Below are 13,313 nucleotides of genomic sequence, written 5' to 3' on the forward strand. Positions count from 1 at the left end.
ACTATGAATGAAACCCTGTTCGACGCTTTTATCCAAGCTCAAGATACTATCTATTCACAAGTGATTGAAGAGCTGACCCAAGGTCGTAAGCGTACGCATTGGATGTGGTTTATCTTTCCACAGGTGAAAGGGTTAGGACACAGTAAAATGTCTCGACGATTTGCAATAGGTAGTCTGGAGCAAGCGAAAGCGTATTTGCAGCATGAGGTGCTTGGAGCACGATTAATAGAATGCACTGAATTACTGATGTTACACCCTGATAAAAGCGCTTTAGATATTTTTGGTTCACCTGATAACTTGAAGCTGCACTCTTCGCTAACGTTATTTGCTTTTGCCGCTGGTAACAAGTATATATTTGAGCAACTTTTATATCAGTTTTATGCAGGAAGTTACGATATAAACACTATCAAAATGTTAAGGCAATTGAGTGGTCAATAGTAGCACCAAACAAAACTGAATGAGATTTTAAGAGGATGAGTGAGTATGAGTACGGTACAAAGTTTGATAAGCAATGTTAGCCAAAAGATTAATGCTTTAGAGACAGCGCAAGCACTCTATAGCCGTCAACTGTCGCCAGATTTTAGTACTTTTGATTATATTAGTACTGATGAATTAGGGCTGAGTCGTATTTTGGCAGCTCTACTTGATCCCAAAGGAAGTCATGCTCAACAAGAAAGTTTTTTGAGATTATTTGTGGAACATTGTTTGCCTGTTATATATAAAGACGATAACTGGCAGGTTTTTCTTAATAACCTTGAGAAAACAGACGTTTTTCTTGAAGAAGTAACGGGGAAAAATAATACCCAGCGCCGTATGGATATTTACTTAAGATGTCAGGTAGGTGATGACAGCTACGGTATTTGTGTTGAAAATAAACCTTATGCAGCAGATCAGCTGGACCAAATGAAAGATTATGCTACTGAACTTAAAAATAGAAAACACAAGCATTGGCATCTTGTTTATCTAAACGAAGACAATGACGTACCAAGTGAGTATAGCGTTGATACTAAAACTTTAGAAGGTTGGGTAACCAGTAATCAATATAGTCATCTTAGATTTAGCGGTCTGATTGGTTGGCTCAAAGCGTGTCAAGTAGAATGCCAGAATCATAGTGTCAGTGAGTTTATTGCACAGCTAATTAAGTTTATTCAAAAGCAATTTATGGGGATAGAAGATATGAATGAAGACAACGCAATTTTAGATATCATTAAACAAAATGCAGCTACTATCGATTCTAGTATCAAGATATCTAACACTGTAGATCGAATGAAGAAAGAGCTGATAGCTAAGCTGAAAATAGATTTGTTAGCAAAATATAAAAAAACTGATTACGAATTAGATATTAGTTATATCGGCGAGGGCAGAAGATACGAACAGATTAGATTCATAATTCCTGGCTATGATAAGGCATGGGTTTGCTTCGAGTTTGATAATGCAGGGTTTGATCGTCCAATCCTAGGAATTAAGTTCACTTCTGTAGAAGCCGCGAAAGCTTGTCCATATGCAGAAAGTATGAAAACGGTACTGAATACGATGCTAACTGATAAAAAAGTGAGCTCCTCTGCTCAGTGGCCTGCTTACTACTACTTTGATCCGCAGGACTGGAAAGGTTCGAGTGAGGCATGGTTAATGATAAATGAACGCACGATGGCAGATAAAATCTTGGAAGAAATGGACACAGTGTTTCAGGTTTTAAATGATAACCATCTATTGAATTAGAAGCTCTAATTACAAATGAGTATAATCATGAAATATCAGCTCGACAACTCGCAAATAAATGACACCCCCTGTGCAGCTCTATATCGATCAAATACAGAGTGTTTTCCATCAGCTATCATTGCTTGTTTTATCATCAGTGACGGTTGGAATGAGCAGGCACTACTAGAGCTAAAAAAGAAAGTAAAGGCTGACATTTTAGTAGGCTTACAAACAGATGATAATAAATATGAAAGCTTAGATATCATAGGTGGAGTTATTAGATGTCAGCCTGATGAAGTAAATGATGTCGTTGAACTGCTAGATGTAAATTCCGCAAGTACCATTATTGGTATAGATGTAGTAGATGTTATAAACCTACTTGAGCGTGGTAATTCATTCCAGTTCGTTCAAACAAGCGCTACAGGTGAGCCTGAATCAGATACGGTAAAAACAGCTACACACAAGCTGATTAGTCTACTTGCAAAAGCTCATAATACTAAAGGGATGTTTGTCGGAATGCAGAGTGTGCAAGGTTTACCATTGGAATCTTTGGCTTATGTAACAGAAGCTATTGAAGGGTTGTTATCTAATCCCGCTGCGTCTATTTATTACAGCTCAAATATGAGTGATGAGCCTAACTCGTTTCATTTAAAAGCGATATATATTGATGATTGAATAGGCTATGTAATATCACGACATAAATGGAAATATATTTGGCTATACAGATGCCTTGTTGACTGATGATAAAGTCAACGAGAACCAAATTGTCATGAATACGAATAGAGTTAGTGTTTTGAGTGAGAGAGGGTTGGTTGTGTCAGATAAAAATATGAGTTTTTTAGCTGAAAGTAGATTTGATTATTTATTTGCTAATAAAGTCACTTCTCCACATAGCATGCTCACATACTGCACAAAACCAATTCTCTTTTGCCCGCATATAGGCGATATCAGCAGGTACCTCAATAGGACAAGCGCTACCACAATATTCACAGCAAACATCATCTAAGCAAGCATAGCATTGACTTATAGTTTCAAACAATGTTTGCGAGCTAATATTGTATTTTTGACAGAGCATACGCACATAATCTACATAGCTGATTTTATGATTATAGGCCCAATAATCCTCACAGACCCGTTTATCCCAAGCATTTTGTGTCATGCTCCATTCAATCTTGATGCCCACAACATACTCCTTTTTAATGGCAGAATGACTATGATTAGTGTCATATTTCTATAGTGACTATATATATTGAACAAGTCGCACCCATCATAGTTAGCCAGTTATTGAGCAGCAAGATGAGTCTATGACATAATAGAGCGTTAGTCAGCACAAAATAGTTTTTGACGGAAACTTAGTTATTGCCAACGAGTATTATTTTAACAGAAAAGTAGTCACTGGCAAGTATTTTTTACTTACCAATAAGGATTTTATTGTGATTTCATGTAATCTACCAGTGCTTTTAGCGGAAAGAAGATTGCGAGTTGCAGATTTAGTAAGAATGACAGACATCAGCAAGTCAACGCTTCATAGAATTTATAACGATGAGACAACTCGCATAGAATTCGATACCCTGAGTAAGTTGTGCCAAGTATTAAAAGTCAGCCCAGGGGATGTTTTAAAGTATGTTCCCGATGATAATGAAGAGATCTAAGCTTGATAGGAAGATCGACTGATATAAGACGTTAACCTCCTCACCCAACTAAAATTGAAATGTTTAAATACTCTTCATGCCTTTATAAATATAGGCTGAAGAGTATTTTTTTGTATAAAAAATGGTTGTAAGTCAATATTTGAGTTATCTAAAGATAAAAATATAACAGCAATATTAAAGGCTTTACAATCGATAAGTTATAACATATTATAATTAGTATTATTCACTATAAATGATAATAAAATGAATATTATTCATCTAAAGCCTACTCAGAAGTTTATAACTTTTAGTAAATATAATTTGGTTGTTCATCAAGATGCGCAAAAGGCATTGCTGATATGGCATCAATTTAGGCCAAGAATGAGAATTATAAATATAGGTGGCTTGGATGATTATTATCGCCCACCGTTACGCTTGGTCATTGGTAAAGATTCGACTTATTATTTTTTTAATGAGTTTAGAAGGTTTGATGAAATTCTAATAGAAGAGACCAGTTCACGTCAGCCTTGCTTAGTTGCCGCTGAAAGCCTGAGAGATATTAAGCGCTTAGCTTGGAGCGAGGTTGTCGAGCTGGCCTTCTCAAGGGGAATTAATCATCCTGAATTTCTAAAGGCTTTAAGCTCTAGTGCACCAAAAAGTATTATTTGCGAGCTCATGAATATTGAGCGACTGACAGTAGATAACTATTGTAGGTTCGCGGGTATCAACCAAAGCGCTTATGAGTATCAGCAGTGTAAGGTAGCCAATGATGAGGTGATGCTGGGGCTGCCCAAAAACCTGAATTGGATGGATGCATCTTATGGTTCACACTAAGTTATTTAATGAAGTAATCGATAGGCGAGTGTTTGATAAGCTTATCCCAATAGATTCACCACATCACATACAAATGCGTCAGCTCGTGATGGATGTAATCAGTCTGGTGCCAGATGATGATATTGATTTACTGCCCTCAACACGAGAGTCTGATTTTGCAGACTTTACTGGCATAGACTGCACTGAGGCAATGACACAAACCATTCGGGAAGGTAAGACTGGAGAGTGGGCGGTTACCTATATGCTGATAGTCTTCTATCAGGCCTATGGTGCGATAGACGTTAATAGTAATGCTTGGCGGTTTATGAGCGGCTACTTAAAAGTGATATTTATGATCACAGCACGCCATGACAAGCACTTTGCCAAAATAGATAAGCTTGGCGTGCGTATTCGTATGGCACTAAGACCTTCTGATCCACAACGTGGCATTCTCGAACAGTTAATCCGCATTCACGATCAATGCGATAGCTTGTCCTCATGCTTATCTTATATCAGACAATATGAAGCAAGCGTCAAACAGGAAGAGGCAACAGGTAAAACAGCGAACCAATATCTTGCTAGTAAAATCGGTCAAATCAGGTTGGCTTATGAGGTAGCGATTGATAATAAAGCTTTTATTGGTAAAACCTATAACGAGAGTACTAAACGCATAAAGTCGGCTCAAGCAGTCACTAAGACAGTTATGCATATCGATGGTGAGCCACTACAGAGAGTAGTGTTTGGTACGAAACAATCAAAAAAGCAAAGTAACGTGGCAAGCGCTGAAAATATTGCTGATGACGACGAAGTACCTTTGCTAGACAATGGTTTTAAGCCAGCCACACAAATTGCTAAATCCTCTGAGCTGCAGCAATGGCGATTAAAGAACAACCATCAACATGCCCGCCGTAATCAATTTCATTTCCCAACCAATCATCGTCAGCTAAGCATTACCGGATATCAGATGCTATTTGCCACGCTTTGGCAACGCTTTATGAGTATTGATAAAGAGAGTGGCACTGGGTATGCCGTTTTACTACTATCACTGTTAAGCGGTCTTAGTATTGATAGCATCATTGCTGATTGGCAATGCAGTCGCAGTCAACGGCAGTATTTCGTCTATGACCGTGTCCGTAAAGTTAGTAGTATTGCCATCACGATTGATGTGACGACCAATACTCGAAGTCATCTACTTGCCTACAGACAAAGCTATGGCAGTACCTTTTATCGTGCAATTCCTGAAGCTTTACAGATTATGCTTGAGGATAAAATTACCGTTTCATCCGATACTGTTAAAGACGCTATTTCTTATGCTAAAGATCTGCTTAACCTGCCAGCACTGAGCCCCCAGTATATTGAAGTAGGCCTATTTATCCTCATCAAAAACGAGCTTAATAAGCCATTATATGCTGACCTGCTCACAGGTGTTGATGTACGGCATAGCTCTGCGCTGTATTACCTTAGCACTAAAACGGTAGAGCTAGAGCAAACTTATATAAAAGCGGTAGAGCTAATAACTGAATACTGCAATAATGAGCAAAAAGTACTTTTAATAGATGAGTGTAGCGTACCGATGAATGGGCATAAAAGCCACATTGGTAGCGATATGGTACTTGAAACAAAAATGTGCGAGCAGTTCTTTGAACAGTTGGCTATGAGCGCTGAGAGCTATAATGGACGGCTCAATCACAGTATCGAGCGCTATATTGCACAGTTCAATAGCTATAGCATTTGGCTATGGCACATTGTTATGATCCAAACCGGTATTCGCCCAGTCAAGCATGCACCAGGCTTGCTACACCAGTTTGACTTTCAGCAGCGCATGCTATGGGTATCTGACAAAGAAGAGCGTCATGCGCAGTCTGATGGCAGGCTCATTCCTCTTAGTAAGTTTTTGATAACGGCTATTCAAAACTACATTATTTATATTAAGCAATTTGCTGCCATCTATAATTCATTATGTCCAGCAGTGCTTTATCCCATCAATGAAGTCTTACAGTCAGAACAACCCCTCATTCAAATTTACCAAAAAAATCCAAAAGGCTTTGCCAGTATTACGCCAAGCCGAGTCCGCTATCAGTTGCAAGACTTTTTTAGCCATCAGGATAACTGGCTGCGTCATCAGCTTAGATCTATGCTTATGGGGCGCGTGCCTGACTATCTGATTTGCACCCTTTACGGTCACGAACATGCTGATCAGGAATTTATGCATCCGATGTCATCAAGCTTCATAAATCAGCTGCATCAGCTCAGTCCTCATTTAGATGCGATTGCTACAGATCTTCACTTAAAACAAATTGAGGTTAGTCTATATGGATAATATTAGCGCTCATAAACTGCGACAGCTGAATAGAGAAGAATCCAAAAAAAGTGTTAAGCGTGATGCTAAAAAATTAATCGAAGAATATATCAATCAAAACTCTATGCAACCGCCTTGTGAGTTGCAGCATCATTATGAATCAATTAACCAGTTACTAGAAGGGAGGTTCGACACCGCTCAAAATTTCCAATTGGCTCGGCGCGGGTTTTTAGAATTTGTTCGTGATTATAATAAAACTCACCAGATATATCTTAATGAGCCTGTGGTGCCGATACTGGCAACTCGTGAGCGCTTGACCATTAACTATGATTGGTTTGTGAATGGACGCATGGTGGCAGACAGTAGCGCGAGAATGATAGATGTCTGGCAACGAAAACGGCGTTTTTCAGTGAATGACTTGGTTGAGGGATTGCTGTATTGCAGCATCATGTATGGTGGTATGAATGACATTGAGGTGGTAAGAGCGCTATACGATTGGCTGTTTGGTGAGCGCCGTATGTATAAAATTGAAATGCCAGCAACTGATGAAGAAAGTAGAGCAGAGTCATTGGCTGTGATACCGCTTAGGGTATGTGACGATAATTATGGCTGCGCGGCTGATGAGAGTGAAAGCTTACTCCGTTTTGTTGATTATGTTCCCGATGATATGAGTTTGTGTTTTTTATATGCTCTAAAGGATAAGGAATTAAATACGGCTAAGATAAAGCCATTTAATACCGTAATTAACGATATCTCAAAAACGCTTAAACTCACCAATAAAGATATCGATCGCCCGCAGCACTCACTGCTCATCAAATATGCCAACTATCACTGGCGACAACTAGAGGGTAGCCTGATTGATGGTGCGCTTACTGTGGTGAAACAAGGCGATATAAAAACCACGGGGCTGCCGACTGAGAAACTTATTTATTATAACCAAGAAACCATTAACCCAAATCCTGAGCCACTCGAGTGGTCTGAGTTGTTTGATATCAGTTATCAGACGGCAGGGAAATCACAAGACAAGAGAAATGCCACAGCTTATCCAAGCTTTAGCAAAAACCTGATCAAAGAGCTGCAAGATGCGCTCAAACTGACCAGAGTTGGTGCTATCTCTACTATCACAACATTAAAGACAGACGCTAGCCAGTCTAATGCGCAGCGCTTGCTTAGTTGGACTTTGTCGTTGCTCGGTGATAATAGCATTCGGCTTAATACCATCAGTAAATATGTGGGCTGCATTGGCCGCGACTGGCTGATGCTGACAATGGATGAGGATATTGAACAGTGGGAGGGCAGTGACTTTGAGGAAGTTTATGAGCAAATTATTCAGAGTAAGATAAAAGATGGTCGCAAATTGTCTGTACTGTGCAAGTCATCAGAGTTTGAAGATGATATGTCTAGTGTGATAGATAATGATAAAAATGTTACTGGTCAACCGCTATTTCATCTTGACCGCCTGAAAGACAGCCAGAAATTTACTTATGGTCGTCTGAAAGCATTTCACGATCATCAGTGTATGTACTTTGATGCCCCTTATGTGTATTTTCCATGGGGGAGTAATAGACAAGTAGTAAAAGCAAGTATGGTATCCCCGCGTGTCTATCATGCGATGAAAGACTATGTTCAATCATCAAATTTAGAGATCGATCAAAAGCAATTATGCTTTGTGGTACTAGCGCTTGCTTATCGGACTGGTATGCGAGTTAACGAAATTATTGGCATTAAGGTTAGCGACATTGCAGATATAGGGTTTATTAATAATCAGGTGATTGAAGCGCCAAAAATAATCCTCAAACCCAATCGTTATCGTAGGCTTAAAAGCTCCAGCGCTAAACGGGTAATACCGATAGATAGTCTACTTAAAGCGGATGAGCTAAAGCAATTTATTGCGAATTATCATCAGCAGCATAGATTAAAGCGACGCTATTTATTCTCACAAGGCTCAGGCGACCAACCACTGCCGCCTGTATTCTTTAGTAATATGATGAAGATCATATGGGATAGACTGCTAATTACCCATGATTTTACTTTTCATAGTTTTCGGCATACCGCAATTAGCCAATTGGCACTGGTGTTAAGCGGTTCACCACTGACGCAGTTAATGACAGATTATGATAGAGATCATAGCGAGGCTATCGCTAAAGCCGTCCTTGCCAATAATAAAGAGAAAGGTATATGGTTTGGGCTGGCTAGCCTTGCTGGGCATCTAACGCCAGATACTACGTTTGAGTACTATCTACATACCGCTCAACTATTGGCTGGATGGCAAATGAGTCAAGCTAAGCTTGCTATGCCTATAACCGTATTTGAGATGGTGACAGGTATTGGTTATCAGACAGTGAATAGAAGGGATAGCAGGGCATATAGTGCCAATACTAAACAGGTTCATCTTGATAAGATGCGTTGCTATTTAATTGGCAAGGTTGTGAGCAAAGAGTCTCTATTTTCTTATAACAGCACTCCAACTAATATAGCTTGCCAGCAAAACACACAAAATGACGCAGTAGATACTAAGCCGTCTATATTTATTCATTCTAAAGTTTATGATGTTATTGTGCTGTTAGAAGAGCTACAAAAAATAAGCGTTGATAAAAGAGCTGAGCAGTTGCCAGAGATCGCACTACGGCATGGTATCCATGTCTTCGAGGCTAGAAAGACTTATAACAGGGCTAATCAAATTTTTGCCGATGATAGGTTGCTTTTGAGTGCGCCAACGGGACATAAAAATCAAGAGGTTTTAGTTAAAGCGCTTGATCGTGCGTATCAGATGTCAATTGATGAGCCTACAAGACTGAGATTATTTGTGGAAGTGTTTAAAAATAAACACAACTTAAACACTTCATCAATCCATTTTGGTATTAAAGAGACCCAGCTTAAAATGCTACAGCAGTTCGTGACAGTAGGTTGTCAGCTTATCGATGCCAATCATTGGCAGATTAGGGCGCATAACGAGAAAGCAGCGCGTAACGTTAAAAAAGAGCTCGAGCTCGATAGCTCAATACGTGTCGGTGCTCGTGAGAGTTTTCATGGCTATGAGGTGAGAGTGGTACAGAAGAAGCATAAGCTATCTGATAAAAACATGGCTATGACAGATGATTATTATGCTTCGTCGGGGATGCTGAAGTACCTTGGATATTTATTGATGATACTAATACCGATGGATTAGAGATTAACAAATCTATTTTTTACTTATTTTTTTAGGCAGATTAGGCACATTTAGGCATCTGTCGTTAATAATGAGACAGCTCTGATATCAAGGAATGAGGGCAATAAAAGGAATAGAGGCACACTTATTGAAATGTATTTAACCTTATTTATGTATAAAAATTAGGTGGTGTTTCAAAAAGTATGCTGCCATTAGATGAAGCCATAATTGATATAAAAGAACACCATATTGAACGTCTTTACAGTAGATTCTACTTTGCTGATGCTGATGCCTCATGGCAACGAGGAACAAACGAAAATACCAATGGCTTGATTAGAGAGTACCTGCCTGAAGGGTGTGACTTTAGACAGGTATCTGATGACGAAGTACAGGCTATTGAGGATAGAATAAACAACCGACTAAGAAAGCGTTTAGGGTTTAGAATGCCAAGCCAGGTGTTCTATAATATTATTTAGCGTTGCACTTGGTGTGTTAATCTAGGCTATCGCTTATTAATAATAAATAAACGGCATCTATATATCTGCCATAACAGATGCGATAAATATTTATATATGACTAAGAGTGTGCCTTTTCTGCCTAAACAAGCCATAGCATTTTGACAGTAAAGGGTTGATTTGATAACAGGATGTGCTTAAGTTGTCTTAAACTGCCTAGGTATTGCACTTTTATACTGATTTGATGTAGCTAAAGTACGCTTAGGTGTTGGATACTAACAAAAAAGCCCCTAGCTATAAAGCTAGGAGCAATTTAAAAGTATATTTAAAGGTTTAAGTGTTATGCGTACAATTTTGGATTAATCTCAATAATTTTTTTTCTGCCATGGGTTGACTGTATTATATGCCCTTTACTTTCTAAGTTATCCAACTCAATTTGCAACAATTTATTATTTTTGCGCATTGGCGTAGGTGCTCCGTTGAAGGCATCAGTACGATTTAAAATAGCAGGATTCTTATTCTTGGCCTTACTCATAAGCCAGTTGCTTAATTTCTCACTATCGTTTTGCTCACATGTAGGCGAGCTATCAAAATAGCGTAAGCGTTCAGCTGTAGAATATTCAACTAACATAAAAGCACGTTTAATATCATCACTATTGATTGTCCTACGTTCTTCAAAGAATGCGATCAATGAAGCTATACGGCTCGCATTTTCTGCCATGCGTGATGCATACGCTTTTAATGTGGCAAATATACCACCTAGCTTCTGACGATCTTCTATTGCTTGCATATGGTCATCAAAAGTCTGTTGAGCTGTGACATCTGCCCATTGTATTTTGATGCGTTCAGATTTGTCTGCGACGTTGGTTGGCCCATCGGCGGGCAAAGTAGCAAGCAAAACTTGACAGCGTGACCAATATTCCATTAAGTAAGGGTTGTCGTCTGAGCTATGACTTCTACGCTTTGGATCATTCCATGTTCTATATCCTCGCAGATCTTCAGGACAAGCAATCAAAGCACGGGCTAAAAACCCTTGACCATTCATTAACGGATCGCTTAATGCTGGTTCTAAAATGACATGCTGTGCCATTAACATCAAGGTTAAACGTGCGCCATATGCTTTTGTACGTGGGTTAGCAAAAGCAGTCTTTTGTGATCGTGATCGATTAACCATACCGTTACTATATAAGTCAGTAATTCCAGTCAAACTATTACCAGCTGTCTTACTAGTCATTGAAGGACCATTGAAAAATTGTGCTGCATCATCACTTGCCCACGTTGCAGCAATAATTTCTCGATTTACATACTTATCAAGTAAGGCCTCCATTGTAATATCTTTGAATGCCATTTCAGGATTATATGGCTTAGGTGTTGATTCAAGAAACTCTTTTAATTCTTTGCCATTTAAAACTTCCTTTTTAGCTTCCCATAATACTAATGCATCAATATATTTTTCATATTGTCGTTGCTCATACTCATCAATTTTCAAATGTGTTAACTTCATGGTCTCAGTCTTGCCAGCGCCACTTTCACCTTCTGTTATTAGTATCAAACTCGCTGGCTTATAACTATTTCCAAAAGGTGCGTCAACAAACTGCTGGCCTATATGTGATAACGCGCCCAATACACACTGACCAGCCATTGCAAGTGGCACCTGCGCATAATAGGCTATTGCCTCAATGGTATGCCGCAATGAGCCTGTAAATGCATTGATTGGGTATGACGTAGGCTTGCTAGAGTCGTTGGCTAGTGGCTCAGGATCTGGCCATTTATCAATTTCCAACATATTGATGTTATGTTGTAATGAAGAAGCACTTTTCATGTTAATATTAACATTCAAAAAATCTCTATTAAATTTACAGTCACATGTAGATTTTTCGTGATTAGTAACGCTCATGCTACCAACATGAGCGTTTTTATTTTTAACTTTCATCAGTTTCTCCTCCTGCTTGTTTAGAGATAATCAGCGGCTTATCATGACTCTCGAGCCATTCTATAACATCTGAATTACGCCAAACTGCCATGGAAGGTGAGAGTTTGATACAGGCAGGAAACTTACCAACACGACTCCACTCGTGTAAAGTCGTTCTTGAAAACGGTAAAAAAGGAAGGATGGTTTTTGCTCGTGACATGCCTTGGGTAGGTAACGTAATAATTAACTCATTTTTTAATGACGCGTTACAGTCATTATCGTTATATTGATCGGTCATTTTATTTCTCCATGTGTACTGCAGCGACATGCTGCGGTACACATGGAATATAGTAAAATAAGTTGTAGGAAGGTTGAAGGTTCAAAAGATAGATTGAACCTTCAATCTATTTTAATGTTTAGAATCATTGGTTGTAAAAAAGAATTCTGAAAATTCTTCTAGGCATTGTTTAATACGCTGATCAGGAGCTTCAAGCCCATAAGCATGTGCACGGTCAATTTGCAATTCATCAGTAAGTTTTTTAATTTCCCGTTTTATAGCTGATCTATTAGGTTTGTTAGCATACTTAAACTGTGAGGATTTTTTAGAAAGCATGATCGCCATTACAGCAATTAATTTAGAGTCCTGGCTCCTAGTACTTTTATTATTTTGTTCTACTATACTTAATGAAGAAATGTTATCAGATATTTTGTGCTGAGTTTTTATTGCTTTGAATAAGCACTCAACATTCAGTCTATCAAATAGTAATTTACAAGTTTCGTTTATATTTAATCTTGGAGTGTTAACTTGGTCAGAAGGGTACAGTTGATATCCCAAAAACTCATATTCATTGTTTTCTATGGGGTCATCAATAAACCGCTTTATATGAGCAACTGGTTTAGTGAATCCAAGCTCAACTTGTATTCCTTGTGGAGTATTCAGAATACACAAAGGCGATAATCTAAAAATGGCATGAGTTATATTTTCTTCACGTGGTGGTTTAGTACAATAGCCGTGTTCGAACGTCTTAATGAGATTTTTTATAGAGCTTATAGTGGGGCTATATTCATATAAGTGATAAAGTTCTTTCTTATTACTACTATATTCGGATTTTTCTAGAGCATTAAGAAGAGTTTCAGTGATTTCAAATGAAGCGAGAGGCATGACGGATTCTACGATACCTGCCAACCCTTTATACTCTAAAAAAGGTACTAAATGATTATCTAAGACTAAGTGGAAAATAATTTCATTTAACTCTTCTGTATTATTTATATCAATATCTAGATTTTCAGCCACCAATACTTCTAATTCACTTAGGGTATAAAATTCTTTAAGTTCGTTATTCATAATCCCTCTACT

General features: G+C 38.5%; 12 protein-coding genes. 8 read left to right on the forward strand and 4 right to left on the reverse strand.

The features are described 5' to 3' along the window. Positions 1–3: 3 nt before the first annotated feature. From AAEY88_RS00195 to AAEY88_RS00205, 3 genes are read left to right on the forward strand one after another with little or no spacing between them, the layout of a single operon-like run. Complete coding sequence (locus AAEY88_RS00195; protein WP_350557525.1) at positions 4–438, forward strand: DUF1810 domain-containing protein; 435 nt, start codon at positions 4–6, stop codon at positions 436–438. Positions 439–483: 45 nt separating this feature from the next. Further along, positions 484–1,719, forward strand: a complete 1,236-nt coding sequence (locus tag AAEY88_RS00200) for a PD-(D/E)XK nuclease family protein (RefSeq protein ID WP_350557527.1) — start codon at positions 484–486, stop codon at positions 1,717–1,719. A gap of 27 nt (positions 1,720–1,746) precedes the next feature. After that, on the forward strand, positions 1,747–2,373 hold the full coding sequence (locus AAEY88_RS00205) for a hypothetical protein (protein ID WP_350557529.1): 627 nt from the start codon (positions 1,747–1,749) through the stop codon (positions 2,371–2,373). A gap of 187 nt (positions 2,374–2,560) precedes the next feature. Here AAEY88_RS00205 and AAEY88_RS00210 read toward each other — a convergent pair whose 3' ends face one another. Next, positions 2,561–2,881: a hypothetical protein gene (locus AAEY88_RS00210; RefSeq protein ID WP_350557531.1), complete on the reverse strand. Its 321-nt coding sequence runs from the start codon at positions 2,879–2,881 to the stop codon at positions 2,561–2,563. Between the two features lie 250 nt (positions 2,882–3,131). Between AAEY88_RS00210 and AAEY88_RS00215 the strand changes: the two genes are divergently transcribed. From AAEY88_RS00215 to AAEY88_RS00235, 5 genes are all read left to right on the forward strand, one after another. Next, positions 3,132–3,350, forward strand: a complete 219-nt coding sequence (locus AAEY88_RS00215) for a helix-turn-helix transcriptional regulator (protein ID WP_350557533.1) — start codon at positions 3,132–3,134, stop codon at positions 3,348–3,350. A gap of 360 nt (positions 3,351–3,710) precedes the next feature. Further along, entirely contained in the window at positions 3,711–4,163 is a 453-nt protein-coding gene (locus tag AAEY88_RS00220; protein WP_350557535.1) for a hypothetical protein, read from the forward strand. Next, positions 4,150–6,462: a hypothetical protein gene (locus AAEY88_RS00225; RefSeq protein WP_350557537.1), complete on the forward strand. Its 2,313-nt coding sequence runs from the start codon at positions 4,150–4,152 to the stop codon at positions 6,460–6,462. Before AAEY88_RS00220 ends, AAEY88_RS00225 begins: the two co-directional genes overlap by 14 nt. Then, positions 6,455–9,610: a site-specific integrase gene (locus AAEY88_RS00230; protein ID WP_350557539.1), complete on the forward strand. Its 3,156-nt coding sequence runs from the start codon at positions 6,455–6,457 to the stop codon at positions 9,608–9,610. The genes AAEY88_RS00225 and AAEY88_RS00230 overlap by 8 nt, the downstream gene beginning before the upstream one ends. A 182-nt stretch (positions 9,611–9,792) precedes the next feature. Next, positions 9,793–10,065 carry a hypothetical protein gene (locus tag AAEY88_RS00235; RefSeq protein WP_350557541.1) on the forward strand — a complete coding sequence of 91 codons (273 nt, stop codon included), beginning with the start codon at positions 9,793–9,795 and terminating at the stop codon, positions 10,063–10,065. 319 nt (positions 10,066–10,384) lie between these two features. Here the strand turns inward: AAEY88_RS00235 and AAEY88_RS00240 are convergent, their stop codons facing one another. The 3 genes from AAEY88_RS00240 to AAEY88_RS00250 all read right to left on the reverse strand — a co-directional run bounded on the left by AAEY88_RS00240 (position 10,385) and on the right by AAEY88_RS00250 (position 13,301). Further along, complete coding sequence (locus AAEY88_RS00240) at positions 10,385–11,977, reverse strand: DUF3987 domain-containing protein (RefSeq protein ID WP_350557543.1); 1,593 nt, start codon at positions 11,975–11,977, stop codon at positions 10,385–10,387. Further along, positions 11,967–12,254 (reverse strand): AlpA family phage regulatory protein, encoded by a 288-nt coding sequence (locus AAEY88_RS00245; protein WP_350557545.1) that lies wholly within the window; start codon positions 12,252–12,254, stop codon positions 11,967–11,969. Before AAEY88_RS00245 ends, AAEY88_RS00240 begins: the two co-directional genes overlap by 11 nt. Before the next feature lie 111 nt (positions 12,255–12,365). Then, positions 12,366–13,301 (reverse strand): hypothetical protein, encoded by a 936-nt coding sequence (locus AAEY88_RS00250; RefSeq protein WP_350557547.1) that lies wholly within the window; start codon positions 13,299–13,301, stop codon positions 12,366–12,368. Positions 13,302–13,313 lie beyond the last annotated feature (12 nt).

It is taken from the genome of Psychrobacter sp. CAL346-MNA-CIBAN-0220, from assembly GCF_040309805.1.
Taxonomy (GTDB): domain Bacteria; phylum Pseudomonadota; class Gammaproteobacteria; order Pseudomonadales; family Moraxellaceae; genus Psychrobacter.